Origin of the sequence: Sphingomonas sp. SAFR-052 (genome assembly GCF_051965015.1) — a bacterium.
Taxonomy (GTDB): Bacteria; Pseudomonadota; Alphaproteobacteria; order Sphingomonadales; family Sphingomonadaceae; genus Sphingomonas.
Genome location: NZ_JBQCMO010000011.1, coordinates 69,139 through 82,913, shown reverse-complemented (window position 1 = coordinate 82,913; position 13,775 = coordinate 69,139). Strand labels below are relative to the sequence as shown.

The window sequence follows — 13,775 nt, the reverse complement described above, 5'->3', positions numbered from 1 at the left end:
GCGATGGCTCGATGGGTGGCGGTTTGGACTAAAGGCACGATCGTACCCCCGCGCAGGCGGGGGGCCAGGGCGGCACACGCGACCGATAGTGCTGCTTGGCCCTGGGCCCCCGCCTGCGCGGGGGTACGAAAAGGGAAATTGCGCGACGTTCTCATCGCCCCGTATCCCGTGCGATACGGCCATCGGCCAGTTCGACCACCCGGTCGCAGCGTTCGGCCAGCGCCGGGTCGTGGGTGATGACCAGCAGCGTCGCCTGCGTGGCGGCGCGGCGTTCGAATAGCAGGTCCATGATCGCATGGCCGGTCGCACGGTCGAGATTGCCGGTCGGTTCGTCGGCGAACACCAATGCCGGGCGCCCGGCGAGTGCGCGGGCGATGGCGACGCGCTGTTGCTCGCCGCCCGACAATTGCGTCGGATAATGGTGGAGGCGGTGACCCAAGCCCACCGACGCCAGTTCGGCCTCGGCACGGGTGAAGGCGTCGGCGACGCCGGCCAGTTCCATCGGCACCGCGACATTTTCCAGCGCGGTCATCGTCGGCAGGAGGTGAAAAGCCTGCAACACGATGCCGATCCGGCCCCGCCGCGCGCGGGCCAGATCGTCCTCGCCCATGGCGCCGAAATCGGCACCGGCGACATGGACCTGCCCGCCGCTGGCGCGCTCCAGCCCGGACAGCACCGCCATCAGCGACGACTTGCCCGATCCCGATGCGCCCAGCAGTGCGACGCTGGTCCCGGCGGGGACGGCAAGGTCGATGCCGTGCAGGATGCGGGTCGCTGCGTCACCTTCGCCCAGCGTCAGGGTGACACCGCGCGCGTCGATGACCATATCGTTCGAAACGGATTGCATGGAAGGTTTGTCGCCAGTGACGAAGCAGGGACCCACATATGCGGGCGCGTTCGCCATTCTCCAAGGCGCGTTGCTGCTGTCGGGCTGCAACCAGCCCGATTTGTCGGAAGCCAATGACGCGACGCCGGTGAACGTCGCCGCCGATGCGACGCCCGCCCCGGTCGCTTCGCAGGCGCCGGTGGCCGGGCCGGAGCGGCTGGTGCTGGCGTTCGGCGACAGCCTGTATGCCGGATATGGCCTTGCCCGCGGCGACAGCCTGCCCGACGATCTGCAGGATGCATTGCGTGCCGAGGGGATCAATGCGCGGGTGGTGAATGCCGGGATTTCGGGCGACACCAGCGCGGCGGGGCGGCAGCGGCTGGCCTATACGCTCGACCGGCTCGACCGGAAGCCGGACCTCGTGCTGCTGGGGCTGGGCGGTAACGACCTGCTGCGGCAGATTCCGCCGGCCGAGACGCGGGCGAATTTCGTGGCGATGCTCGACGAATTGCAGAAGCGCGGCATTCCGGTGGTGCTGACCGGCATGATGGTGCCGCCCAATCTGGGGCCGGACTATGCCGCGGCGTTCAACCGCATCTGGCCCGACATGGCCAAGCGGTACGACGCGACGCTCGATCCGTTCATTCTGGCCGGGGTGATCGGCAACCGCGCGTTGATGCTGCCCGATGGCATCCACCCCAATGCGCAAGGGGTCGACCGGATCGTCGCGCGGCTGGGGCCGGTGGTGGCCGGGCGGTTGCGAGCGATCGATCCGGCGGGGTGAGAAGGATTTTCCCCTCGCCCCTCGTAGAGAGAGAGGGTTGCGCAGACTTGGTCTTTGCGTGGCAAAGGCTTAGTCGGAGCTGGGTGAGGGGTGATGCGCTCGCCCGAGCGAGCGCGCGAGCCTTTGGCTCGCACGACCCCTCTCCCAAGCTGCGCTAGCCAGCACGCTGGCAAGCTCCGCTAACCCTCTCCCCTATCGAGGGGAGAGGGATGAATAGGGACCATGGGCGAATGGAACGGATGTCCGATCGTCCTCACAAACCACCGCTCCGATTTCAGTTGGCATCCTCCACTTAATATCGTATACGAAAAACGCGATCATGGAGGATGATGTGGTTTCTGGTTCGAGCATGTGGACGGGCGTCTATCCCGCAGCGACGACGCAGTTCGCGGCGGATGGTTCGGTCGATATCGACGCGACGCAGCGTGGATTGGTAGCGTTGGTCGAGGACGGTGTCGACGGGTTGATCCTGCTCGGCACCTGTGGCGAGAATAATTCGCTCGACGTCGAGGAAAAGCATGCGGTGCTGCGCGCTGGCGTGGAAGCGGTCGGCGGGCGCGTGCCGTTGGTGTGCGGCGTGTCCGAATTCACGACGCGCCGCGCGGCGGCGTTCGCGAAGGAGGTCGAGGATATCGGCGTCGACGCGCTGATGCTGTTGCCGGCGATGGTCTATGTGCCGACGCCCAACGAACTGGCGACGCATTTCCGCACCGTGGCGGAAGCGACCGGGCTGCCGATCATGCTGTACAACAATCCCCCCGCCTATCGCGTGTCGGTCGATTTCGCGACGCTTGAACTGCTTGAGCCGGTCAAGAACATCGTCGCGGTCAAGGAAAGCGCGCCCGATCCGCGCCGCTTTACCGATGTCATCAATCGCTTCGGCGACCGTTACATCGTGATGGCTGGGCTGGATGATGTCGCGCTGGAGGGGATGTTGCTGGGTGCCAGCGGCTGGGTGTCGGGCCTGACCAGCGCCTTCCCGCAGGAATCGGTCGCGCTGATCGCGGCGGTCGATCGCGGCGACTGGGAAGAGGCGCGGCGCATCTATCGCTGGTTCATGCCGCTGCTGCACCTTGATGCCGAGCATGACCTCGTCCAGTCGATCAAGCTGGCCGAGGAGATCATGGGTCGCGGGTCCGAACGCGTTCGCTTGCCGCGCCTGCCGCTGGAAGGTGCACGTCGGGCCGAGGTGATCGCGATGGTCGAGAAGTGCGCGGCGACGCGGCCGGTGCTCAAGGCGGCGCCCGTCTCCTCCGTCGCCGCCTGATGCGGCACACCTTCTTCTGCATCGACGGCCACACGGCGGGCAATCCCGTCCGCCTGGTGGTCGGGGGCGCGCCGCTGCTGCGGGGTGCCAGCATGGCGGAGCGGCGCCAGGATTTCCTGGCGCGCTTCGACTGGATCCGCACCGGGCTGTGCTTCGAGCCGCGCGGGCACGACATGATGTCGGGCGGATTCCTGTACCCGCCGTGCGGTGATGCGGATGCGGCGATCCTGTTCATCGAGACGTCGGGCTGCCTGCCGATGTGCGGGCATGGCACGATCGGGATGATAACCTTCGGGCTGGAGAACGGGCTGATCACCCCGCGCGCGCCGGGGCGGTTGCGCGTAGAGGTGCCGGCCGGGGTAATTGACATCGATTACGTCGCGGAGGGCAACCGCGTCCGTTCGGTCAAGATCCGCAACGTGCCCGCTTATTTAGCGAAGCAGGGGCTGGAGATCGACGTGCCGGGATTCGGGCCGCTGTCGATTGATGTCGCCTATGGCGGCAATTATTACGCGATCATCGAGCCGCAGGGGGCCTATACCGGGCTCGACGATCTGGGCGCGGCGCGGATCGTCGAACTCAGCCGGACGATCCGCGACATGGTCCGCGCGGTCTATGAACCGGTCCATCCGACGGAGCCGACGATCCGCGGCGTCAGCCATGTGCTGTGGGCCGACCAGCCGAAGGGCGAGGGTGCGGACGGGCGCAACGCGGTATTCTATGGCGAGCGCGCGATCGACCGCAGCCCGTGCGGGACCGGCACCTCGGCGCGGCTGGCGCATCTGACCGCGACCGGACGGTTGCGGGTCGGCGACCGCTTCGTGCATGAAAGCTATATCGGCAGCCGCTTCGTCGGGCGGGTCGAGGCGGAGACGATGATCGGCGGCCAGCCGGCGATCGTACCGTCGATCGAGGGGTCGGCGATCGCGACGGGTTTCAACACGATCTGGATCGATCGCGAGGACCCGTTCTTCGCCGGCTTCACGGTGGTGTGACGTAGAACAGATATGGGGGAGCGGGCGTGGCACGAGGGATATGGGGGCCGCTGAAGCCCCTCGACGCAGTAGATGCGGAGCCGGATCGCAAGTTGCGCAAGACGCTCAGCTGGCCGCATCTGATTGCGCTGGGCATCGGGGCGATCGTCGGGACCGGCATCTATACGCTGACCGGGGTCGGAGCGGATCGCGCCGGGCCGGCGGTGATCCTGTCCTTCGCCATCGCGGGCGCGGTGTGCGCCTGCGCCGCGCTCGCCTATGCCGAGATGGCGACGCTGATCCCGACCGCGGGCAGCGCGTACACCTACAGCTATTCGGTGATCGGCGAAGGGGTGGCGTGGATCGTCGGTTGGAGCCTGATCCTCGAATATTCGCTCGCCTGTTCGACAGTGGCGGTCGGCTGGTCGGCCTATCTGGTCGGGTGGCTGGAGAGTGCCGGGGTGCAGTTGCCGGCGATGCTGTTGTCGGGGCCGCATGGCGGGGGAATCGTGAACCTGCCGGCGGTGCTGGTGGCGCTCGGCATTGCCGGCATGCTGGTCGCGGGGACGCGCGAGAGCGCGACGTTCAACATCGTGCTGGTCGCGATCAAGATGGTCGCGCTGGCAGTGTTCGTCGCCTTTGCCCTGCCGGCGTTCAACGGCGGCAATTTCGAACCGTTCATGCCATACGGCTTTGGCAGCGAGGTGCAGGGCGGGGCGACGCGCGGGGTGATGGCGGCGGCGGCGATCGTGTTCTTCGCCTTTTACGGCTTCGACGCGGTCGCGACCTCGGCGGAGGAGGCACGCAATCCGGGGCGGGACCTGACGATCGGGATCATCGGGTCGATGGCGGCGTGTACCGCCATCTATATGGGCGTCGCGGTCGCCGCGATCGGCGCGGTCAGCTATGTCGATCTCGGGCGCTCGGCCGAGCCGCTGGCCTATGTACTGCGCACGCTCCAGCATCCGTTTGCCGCATGGGCGATCGGGCTGGCGGCGCTGATCGCGCTGCCGTCGGTCATCCTGGTGATGATGTATGGGCAGAGCCGTATCTTCTTCGTCATGTCGCGCGACGGGTTGTTGCCGCGGGGATTGAGCCGGGTGTCGGCGCGGACGGGCTCGCCGGCGCTGGTGACGATGGTGACCGGGGTGTTCGTGGCGGCGGTGGCGGGGTTCTTCCGGTTGGACGAGATTGCCGAACTGGCGAATGCCGGCACGTTGCTGGCGTTCATCGCGGTCGCGACCTGCATGATGGTGCTGCGCAAGCGGGCGCCTGATTTGAAGCGCGTGTTCCGCTGTCCGGCGCCGTTCGTGGTGGGGACGCTGGCGATCCTTGGCTGCCTGTACCTGCTGGTCAGCCTGCCGACGCAGACACTGGTCCGCTTCGGGCTTTGGAACGTGGTCGGGGTGCTGTTCTATCTCGGCTATGGCCGGGCGCGCAGCCTGGTGCGGGCGCGCGGATGATCGATCGCACGCCGGCGACCGCGATCGTCATCGGCGATGGCGTCGTCGGGCTGAACGTCGCGCTGGCGTTGCAGCGGCGCGGCACGCTGGTGACGATCGTCGCCCCCAATGCGCCGTGGCGCGGGGCGTCCTGGGGCAATGCCGGGCATATCGCGGTCGAACAGGTCGAACCGCTGGCGTCGCTCGCGACGATCAGGAGCGTGCCGAAACGGCTGTTTTCGCGCGGCGGGGCGCTGGCACTGCCGCCGCGCGCGATCGGGGCGTGGTTGCCCTTCGCGCTCCGGATGCTGGCGGCGGCACGGCCGGCGCGCTTCCGGCGGGGGAAGGCGGCGCTGTCGGCGCTGCTCGCGACCGCGATCCCTGCGTGGCAACGGGTGCTGGCCGACGCGGGCGTGCCCGATCTGCTGCGCGTCGACGGACATTTCGTGGTGTGGGAGACGCCCGGGACCGCCGCGCGCGGCCGGGCGGCGTGGCTGGCAGCCGACACTGGCACCGCCCGCGTGCGCGATGCGACGGCCGACGAACTGGCGCGGCTGACGACGCTTTCCCGCGTGCCGATCGCCGGCGCGGTGCGGTTCGAAGGCAGCGGGCAGATGACCGACCCGACCGCGCTGGGCGCGGCGCTGACCGCCCGGTTCCTCGATCGGCGCGGGCGGTTCGTGCATGGCCGGGTGCGCGCGGTGGATCGCGACGGGCGGGTGACGCTGGACGACGGTACGACCCATGAAGCCGATGTCGCGGTCATCGCCGCCGGCGCCGCGTCGGCCGCGCTGGTCGCACCGTTGGGCATGAAGGCACCATTGATCGCCGAGCGCGGCTATCATGTCGAGGGCGATCCGGGCGACTGGCCGGCCGACCTGCCGCCGGTGGTGTTCGAGGATCGATCGATGATCGTCACCCGCTTTGCGCAGCGGCTGCGCGCGGCGAGCATCGTCGAATTCGCCCGGATCGACACCCCGCCCGATCCGAAAAAATGGGCGCGGCTGCGTGCGCATGTCGCGGCACTCGGGCTGAGCCTGCGCGAACCGGTCGAGCCGTGGATCGGCGCGCGGCCGACGCTGCCCGACTATCTGCCCGCGATCGGGCGGCGCGGCGCGGTCGCCTATGCCTTTGGCCACCAGCATCTGGGGCTGACGCTGTCGGCGACGACGGGCGAGGCGCTGGCGACGCTGTTGCAGGGCGGGACACCGGCGGTCGACCTGACGCCGTTCGATCTGGGACGCTTCGCATGAGGTGCGATTGCAAGGCCGGCTGCGCCCACGCTAAGGAACCGCGCCCGGCATCCTCCGACCGGGGGAGGCGCATTGCATGACCGGCATCATCATCCGCAACCTGTCCGACCAGCTGGTCGACCTGGTCCGCGATCGCATCCTCGCCGGCAATGTCGAGCAGGACCGCGCGATCCGCCAGGATGCGCTCGCCGCCGAACTGGGCGTCAGCAAGATCCCGCTGCGCGAGGCGCTGACCCGGCTGGAACAGGAAGGGCTGCTGCGCTCGCGTGCCAATCACGGCTATTTCGTCCGCGAACTGACGATCGACGAGGCCGAGGAAGTCTATGCGCTGCGGCTGCGGCTCGAGCCCGACGTCGCGGCGCTGGCGGCGACCCATGCGACCGAAGCCGAGCGCGAGACGGCGACGCGGACGCTGGCCCGGCTCGACGCGGCGACCAATGCGCATGGCGACGGGGTCGGCGCATTCAACCGCGCCTTCCACCTCGCCCTGTTGCGCCCGTCGCGCCAGCCGATCACGACGACGATGCTCGAGCGGCTGCACGTGCTCGGCGAACGCTATGTGCGCAAGCACCTCGAACCATTGGGTCGCGACCAGCGCGCCAACGACGAACATGCCCGGCTGCTCGACCGCTGGCTGGCGCGCGATGCCGCCGCGGTGCGCGACGCGATGTACGCGCATATCGAACAGACCGTGCTCGACCTGCGCAGCCAGTTCCAGCCGGACGCGCCGTCGGCCTGAGCGCGCCGACGCTAGGCGAACGATCTACCGGCAGCCGCAAGGTTGGCGGACCTCCGCTCGTATTCACCATATCCACCTACGACCAAACTGAAGCCAAAAAAGGCCATTTCCGCATCGAACGCATAGCCACCGGCCCAATACCGCAATAATCATACGCGTACATCGTATAATATATTTGATGAAACGCTATGGATGTGTATGGTCTGCCCATAATCATGGGGGGTAACGATGCGACAGATGACGAGATTGCTGGCGTCCGGGGCGGTGACTGCGCTGGTGCTGGGATGTGCCGTTCCGGCGGTGGCGCAGGTGACGACCGACGGTCAGGTAGCCAGCGATACGGGCGAGGGTGACGGCGAAACCATCACCGTCACCGGTACGCGCCTTGCTCAGCCGGGCGTGGCGAGCAACAGCCCGATCACGACCGTCGGTGCCGAGGAAATCCGCCTGCAGGGCGCGACCAACATCGAAAGCGTGCTCAACCGCCTGCCGCAGATCACCCCCGACGCGAACGAGAATGTGTCGAACGGGTCGGACGGCACCGCCCGCGTCAACCTGCGCAACCTCGGCAGCAACCGCAATCTGGTGCTGGTCAACGGGCAGCGGCTGTTGCCGATTCAGGCGACCGACCTGAACTTCATCCCGTCGTTCATGGTGCAGCGGGTCGACGTCGTGACCGGCGGTGCGTCCGCGGTCTACGGGTCGGACGCGGTGTCGGGCGTCATCAATTTCGTGCTGCGCGACAATCTGAACGGCGTGAAGACCGACGTGCAATACGGGTTTTCGGCGCACCATAACGACAATGCCGTGAACCGCGCGCGGGTGGTCGGAGCCGGGTTCAGCCCGGCGCTGCGCACCCCGATCGACGGCCAGCGTTTCGATGCGAACATCGCGCTGGGCGCCAATTTCGCCGAGGATCGCGGCAACGTCACCGCCTATTTCGGCTATCGCGACGTGAAGCCGATCCTGCAATATAACCGCGACGTGTCGGCCTGTGCGCTCGACCCGGTGTTTTCGGGCACGCCGTCGGCGGCGACCTCGCTCACCTGCGGCGGTTCGTCGAACAACCAATATGGCCGGTTCGTGCCGCTGCGCTCGGGCATTGCCGCCGGCGGATACAACAATACCAAGGATGGCGAGAAGACGTGGGTCCAGTACAATCCCAGCTTCCGCTACAATTACGCGCCGCTCAACTATTTCCAGCGTAACGATACCCGCTTCACCGCCGGTGCGTTCGCCAAATATGAGGTGAACCCTGCGGTCGAAATCTATGGCAGCTTCATGTTCATGGACGATCGCACCAATTCGCAGATCGCACCATCGGCGCTGTTCCAGGGCTATCCTTATTCGATCAACTGCAACAACCCGTTGATGAGCGCGCAGCAGGCGGCGTTGCTGTGCGGTGCCGCGGCGGCAGGCACCAACGTCAACCAGGACGTCTATATCGGCTATCGCCCGGTCGCCGCCCCGGCCCAGCCGCGCCGCGACGACCTGCGCCATACCGACTACCGCGTCACCGGCGGCTTCCGCGGCGAACTGGCGCCCGGCATCCGCTACGACGCCAACGCGCTGTTCTCGACCGTCATCTTCAACGAAACCTATCAGAACGACATCGACCCGCAACGTGCCAACCGCGCGCTGAAGGTCGATCTGGTCAACGGCGTGCCGACCTGCCGGTCGGTGATCGACGGTTCTGACCCGACCTGCGTGCCCCTGAACGTCTTCCAGTTCGGCGGGCCGACCGCGGCGGCGCTGAACTATGTCTATGCCCCGACCAGCACCGAGGGGCTGGACAAGGAAACCGTCCTGTCGGGCACGCTGACCGTCGATGGCGGGGAATATGGCGTGAAGCTGCCCTGGGCCGACAGCGGCATCGGCGCGGTCTTCGGCGTCGAGCATCGTCGCGAGAGCCTGGAATTCCGGGCCGATGCGCTGGCGATCGCCAAGGGGACGAAGGAGATCGAAGGCGGGTTCAACGTGACCGAAGGGTTCACCGAAATCCGCGTGCCGATCGTCGAGGAACGGCCGTTCTTCAGGGAATTGTCGCTGACCGGCGGCTATCGTTTCTCGAAATACAGCACCAACAGCGACGGCATCTCGACCTACAAGGGCGAAATCGCCTGGGCGCCGTCGCGCGATCTGCGCCTGCGCGGCGGATATAACCGCGCGATCCGTGCGCCCAACATCTCCGAACTGTTCGGCGCGCAGAGCCCGGGCAACGTAACGACGCAGGATCCGTGCGCCGGCGCCAGCCCAACGGCGACCCTGCAACAATGCCAGAACACCGGCGTCACTGCCGCGCAATATGGCAACATCATCGAATGCCCGAGCGAGCAGTGCACCGGCTTCTACGGCGGCAATCCGGCGCTGCGTCCCGAAGAGGCGGATACCTACACCGCCGGGCTGGTGCTGACGCCGCGCTTCGCCAAGCGGCTGATGCTGTCGGTCGATTACTTCAACATCAAGGTGAAGAACTATATCGGCGTGATCCCGGTCACGCTGACGATCAGCCAGTGCATTTCGACCGGCGATCCGTTCTTCTGTTCGCTGTTCAACCGCAATCCGCGCAACGGCGTGCTGTTCGGCGGCGATGCGACGACGGCGGGCTTCGTGACGTCGACGACGCAGAATACCGGGTCGCTCGCCACCAGCGGCCTCGATCTGGGCGTCAGCTATGGCGTGGATACCGGGATCGGCGGGTTCAGCGTCGACATGGTCGGTACGTGGCTGCGCGACCTGACCACCGAACCGCTGCCGGGTCTGGGTTCCTACGACTGCAAGGGGCTGTTCGGCGGCACCTGCGGCCAGCCGAGCCCCGAATGGCGGCATCAGGCGCGCTTCACCTGGACGTCGAGCGACGACAAGGGCTCGATCTCGCTCAACTGGCGCTACATCGGCCCGGCCAGCCTGTCGTTCAACACCAGCGATCCGTTCCTGCAAGGGTCGACCTATGTCGTGAATTCGCGCCTGCCGGTCGCCAATTATTTCGACCTTGCCGCGAGCGCTTCGGTGATGAAGGACGTGTCGCTGCGCATCGGCGTCAACAACCTGCTCGACCGCGATCCGCCGGCGATCGCGCAGGGCGTGCTGGCGTCGTTCGGCAACGGCAACACCTATCCGGGCGTGTACGACGCCAATGGGCGGACCTTCTTCGTCGGCCTGTCGGCCGAATTCTGATGAAGGACATGGGCGGCCGGCATCGGGTGGGTGTCGGCCGTCCGCGAATGGAGAAGAAGCAATGATCGGTCGCGTGGCGCTTGCCCTGCTGGTGTCCACGCTGGCGATCGCGACGGCGACGGCACAGACGCCTGCGGCCCCAACGGCGGCGCCTGCCGAATGGGAGCGGCCGGAGGTGATCCGCATCGGGGCCGAGCCGATGCATGCGACTTTCGACGGCTATGAGACGCGCGCGCTGGCGCTGCGCGACGATCCGGCGCGGTCGCGCTATCATCTGTCGCTCGACGGGCAGTGGCGCTTCCGCCGGTCGCCGACGCCGGAGACGCGGCCGGTTGGGTTCGAGCGGCCCGATTATGACGTCAACGGCTGGGGCACGGTGGCGGTGCCGGGCATCCTGCAGGCCGAGGGGCAGGGGACGCCGGTGTTCGTCGGCTCGGGATATCCGTTCCCGATGGACCAGCCCCAGATCGACCACCGGCTGAACGAGGTCGGGTCGTATCGCCGTGAGGTGATGGTACCTGCGCAGTTCGCCGGGCGGCGGATGCTGCTGACGATCGGCGCGGCGGGGGCGGCCTATTACCTTTGGGTCAACGGGCAGCGGATCGGCTATTCCGAAGACTCGAAACTGCCCGCCGAGTTCGACGTGACCGCGGCGATGCGGCCGGGGCGCAACACCGTCGCGATCGAACTGTATCGCTATGCCGATGGCAGCTATCTGGAAGATCAGGATTTCTGGCGGGTCAACGGGATCGAGCGCAGCGTCACCCTCTACGCCGCGCCGCCGACGCATCTGCGCGACATCGATGTGCGCGCGGGTCTGTCGAACGGCTATCGCGACGGGACGCTGGCACTGGATGTCGCGGTCGCCGGGACCGATGCCGTGCGCGTACGCGCGAGCGTGCTCGACGGCCGCCGGGTGCTGCTGTCGCGTGAGGGGCTGCCCGATGCGGCGCGCAACGTCCGCCTGACCGGCGACATCCCGGCGGTGCGAGCGTGGAGCGCGGAGACGCCCGAACTCTACACGCTGCTGATCGAACTGCTCGATGCGAAGGGCCACGTGGTCGAGGCGACGAGCCGGCGCATCGGTTTTCGCACCGTCGCGATCGACGGGGGCGAGGTGCGCGTCAACGGGCGGCGGATCATGATCCGCGGCGTCAACCGGCACGAGCATGACCCGCACACCTTCCGCATTGTCTCCGAAGCGACGCTGCACCGCGATCTGGAACTGATGAAGGCGGCGAACGTCAACGCGGTGCGCACCTCGCACTATCCCAATGATCCGCGCCTCTATGAACTGGCCGATCAGGTCGGGCTGTACGTGATGGACGAGGCCAATATCGAGAGCCACGGCTATCTGTCGCAGGCGCAGCAGAATGGCGATCCGGAGCATACGCTGCTCGGCTACAAACCCGAATGGAAGGCGGCGCATCTCGACCGGGTCGAGCGGATGGTCGAGCGCGATAAGAACCACCCCTCGATCCTCTTCTGGTCGCTGGGCAACGAAACCGGTGTCGGCAGCAGTTTCGAGGCGGCGGCGCAGTGGGTGAAGGCGCGCGATACGACGCGGCTGGTCAGTTTCCTCGGCCACAGCATGAGCGGGTGGCGGCACCCGACCAATGCCTATGTCGATATCTTCGCGCCGATGTACGACGATGTCGAGAAGATGGTCGATTATGCCCAGCGGCGCGAATTTACCCAGCCGCTGATCCTGTGCGAATATGCCCATGCGATGGGCAACAGCCTCGGCAATCTTCAGGACTATTGGGACGTCATTCGTCGATACCCGAAGTTGCAGGGCGGGTTCGTGTGGGACTGGGTCGACCAGACCGTCATTCGCAAGGATGCTGCGGGGCGTGACTATTGGGCGCAGGGGCGCGACTTCGTGGCCGATGGCGACGACAGCCCGGTCGGCGACGGGGTGATCCGGTCGGACCGGACGCCCGATCCCGAATATTGGGAAATGGCCAAGGTCTATGCCCCGATCGCGTTCGAACGCGACGGCGAAGGCTATGCGGTGCTCAACCGTCACGACCATATCGACCTGTCGCGCTTCACGCTCGATTATACGGTGCTGGAGGACGGGCGCGCGATGGCGACGGGACGCGTCGACATGCCGTCGGTCGCGGCGGGGCAGCGGGCGCCGCTTTCGCTGACGGTCCCGCCGGCGCGCGATGCCGGGGCGGAGCGGATGCTGGTCCTGCGCGCGCGGGCGAAGGCGAGGGCGATCCCGCTGGTCGCGGCGGGGCATGTCGTCGGCTACGAACAGTTCGCGCTGTCGCCGCCACGCGCGCTGGCTGCGCCCCAGGGGAGCGCCGTGCCGGTCGATGGCGGCGAGGTGCTGCGGCTGGCCGCGGGCGATGCGGTGCTGGAGATTGACCGGGCGAGCGGGCTGGTGCGGCGCTATGCGCGCGGCGGCACGACGATGCTGAGCGGCGGCACCCCCGATTTCTGGCGCGCGCCGACCGACAACGATATCGGCACCGGCATGACAAAAACCCACCGGATGTGGGAGCAGTTCAGCAACAACCGGCGGCTGGATGCGATCGCGGCCGATGGCGACGCGATCGTCGTTCGCCATGACATGGGCGTGGGATCGGTCAAGGTCACTACCCGCTGGACGATGGATGCGACCGGCACGGCGCGGGCGACGGTGCGGTTCGTGCCGCTGCGCGACGACCTTCCCGATCCGCCGCGGATCGGCATGCAGTTCCGCACGCCAGCGACGCTCGACCGCATCCGCTGGTATGGGCGCGGGCCGTGGGAGAGCTATGCCGATCGCAAGACCGCGGCGCTGGTCGGCGACTATGCGGGCACGCTGGCCGATCAATATCATGGCTATGCTCGACCACAGGAATCGGGGACCAAGCAGGACTTGCGCTGGATCGACCTGACCGGTGCCGGCGGGGCGGGGGTGCGCGTGACCGGCGACCGGCCGATGGCGGTCAATGCGCTGCCCTTTCCCTATGCCGACCTGATGGAGAAGCCGCCGGGCAAGGCGCATAGCAGCGACATCCGCCCGCATGGCGACGGCACGCTGCTGATCGACGTTGCGCAGAGCGGGGTCGGCGGCGATACCGGGTGGAGCACCGACGGCCGCCCGCATATGCGCTACCGCGTGCCGCTGGCACCGGTCGAGTGGACGTTCACGCTGGGCGCGCCGGCTGCGCGCTAGAGCAGGATGACATGGGTCAGACCCGTTCGTCCTGAGTAGCCATTGAGCTTGTCGAAATGGCGTATCGAAGGACCGTTGGTGGCAGGTGCTTCGATACGGGTCTTCGGCTTCGCTCAGCCCCTACTCAGCACGAACGGTTCT

At 67.2% G+C, this 13,775-nt stretch carries 9 protein-coding genes; 8 read left to right on the top strand and 1 reads right to left on the bottom strand.

Annotated elements, in window-relative coordinates:
* Positions 1-151: 151 nt before the first annotated feature.
* The gene (locus ACTHQV_RS16765; protein WP_440491880.1) at positions 152-847 is read right to left on the bottom strand and encodes an ABC transporter ATP-binding protein; all 696 of its coding nucleotides are present in this window, start codon (positions 845-847) and stop codon (positions 152-154) included.
* Between ACTHQV_RS16765 and ACTHQV_RS16760 the strand changes: the two genes are divergently transcribed.
* The 8 genes from ACTHQV_RS16760 (at position 846) to ACTHQV_RS16725 (ending at position 13,634) form a co-directional block, all read left to right on the top strand.
* On the top strand, positions 846-1,610 hold the full coding sequence (locus ACTHQV_RS16760; RefSeq protein WP_440491879.1) for an arylesterase: 765 nt from the start codon (positions 846-848) through the stop codon (positions 1,608-1,610). The genes ACTHQV_RS16765 and ACTHQV_RS16760 overlap by 2 nt on opposite strands.
* 319 nt (positions 1,611-1,929) lie before the next feature.
* On the top strand, positions 1,930-2,877 hold the full coding sequence (locus tag ACTHQV_RS16755; protein WP_440491878.1) for a dihydrodipicolinate synthase family protein: 948 nt from the start codon (positions 1,930-1,932) through the stop codon (positions 2,875-2,877).
* Positions 2,877-3,872 carry a 4-hydroxyproline epimerase gene (locus tag ACTHQV_RS16750; protein ID WP_440491877.1) on the top strand — a complete coding sequence of 332 codons (996 nt, stop codon included), beginning with the start codon at positions 2,877-2,879 and terminating at the stop codon, positions 3,870-3,872. The genes ACTHQV_RS16755 and ACTHQV_RS16750 overlap by 1 nt, the downstream gene beginning before the upstream one ends.
* A 26-nt stretch (positions 3,873-3,898) precedes the next feature.
* Positions 3,899-5,314 carry an amino acid permease gene (locus tag ACTHQV_RS16745; RefSeq protein ID WP_440491876.1) on the top strand — a complete coding sequence of 472 codons (1,416 nt, stop codon included), beginning with the start codon at positions 3,899-3,901 and terminating at the stop codon, positions 5,312-5,314.
* On the top strand, positions 5,311-6,546 hold the full coding sequence (locus tag ACTHQV_RS16740; protein WP_440491875.1) for an NAD(P)/FAD-dependent oxidoreductase: 1,236 nt from the start codon (positions 5,311-5,313) through the stop codon (positions 6,544-6,546). Before ACTHQV_RS16745 ends, ACTHQV_RS16740 begins: the two co-directional genes overlap by 4 nt.
* A gap of 76 nt (positions 6,547-6,622) precedes the next feature.
* Positions 6,623-7,285, top strand: a complete 663-nt coding sequence (locus tag ACTHQV_RS16735; protein WP_440491874.1) for a GntR family transcriptional regulator — start codon at positions 6,623-6,625, stop codon at positions 7,283-7,285.
* Between the two features lie 237 nt (positions 7,286-7,522).
* Positions 7,523-10,462, top strand: coding sequence for a TonB-dependent receptor domain-containing protein (locus tag ACTHQV_RS16730; protein ID WP_440491873.1), 2,940 nt, complete (start codon positions 7,523-7,525; stop codon positions 10,460-10,462).
* A gap of 61 nt (positions 10,463-10,523) precedes the next feature.
* Complete coding sequence (locus tag ACTHQV_RS16725; protein ID WP_440491872.1) at positions 10,524-13,634, top strand: glycoside hydrolase family 2 TIM barrel-domain containing protein; 3,111 nt, start codon at positions 10,524-10,526, stop codon at positions 13,632-13,634.
* Positions 13,635-13,775: the final 141 nt, after the last annotated feature.

What these genes read in the sequence shown, in the direction of transcription:
- ACTHQV_RS16760 (WP_440491879.1), top strand. Translation starts at nt 846, where the DNA reads ATGGAAGGTTTGTCGCCAGTGACGAAGCAGGGACCCACATATGCGGGC.
- ACTHQV_RS16765 (WP_440491880.1), bottom strand. Translation starts at nt 847, where the DNA reads ATGCAATCCGTTTCGAACGATATGGTCATCGACGCGCGCGGTGTCACC.
- ACTHQV_RS16755 (WP_440491878.1), top strand. Translation starts at nt 1,930, where the DNA reads ATGGAGGATGATGTGGTTTCTGGTTCGAGCATGTGGACGGGCGTCTAT.
- ACTHQV_RS16750 (WP_440491877.1), top strand. Translation starts at nt 2,877, where the DNA reads ATGCGGCACACCTTCTTCTGCATCGACGGCCACACGGCGGGCAATCCC.
- ACTHQV_RS16740 (WP_440491875.1), top strand. Translation starts at nt 5,311, where the DNA reads ATGATCGATCGCACGCCGGCGACCGCGATCGTCATCGGCGATGGCGTC.
- ACTHQV_RS16735 (WP_440491874.1), top strand. Translation starts at nt 6,623, where the DNA reads ATGACCGGCATCATCATCCGCAACCTGTCCGACCAGCTGGTCGACCTG.
- ACTHQV_RS16730 (WP_440491873.1), top strand. Translation starts at nt 7,523, where the DNA reads ATGACGAGATTGCTGGCGTCCGGGGCGGTGACTGCGCTGGTGCTGGGA.
- ACTHQV_RS16725 (WP_440491872.1), top strand. Translation starts at nt 10,524, where the DNA reads ATGATCGGTCGCGTGGCGCTTGCCCTGCTGGTGTCCACGCTGGCGATC.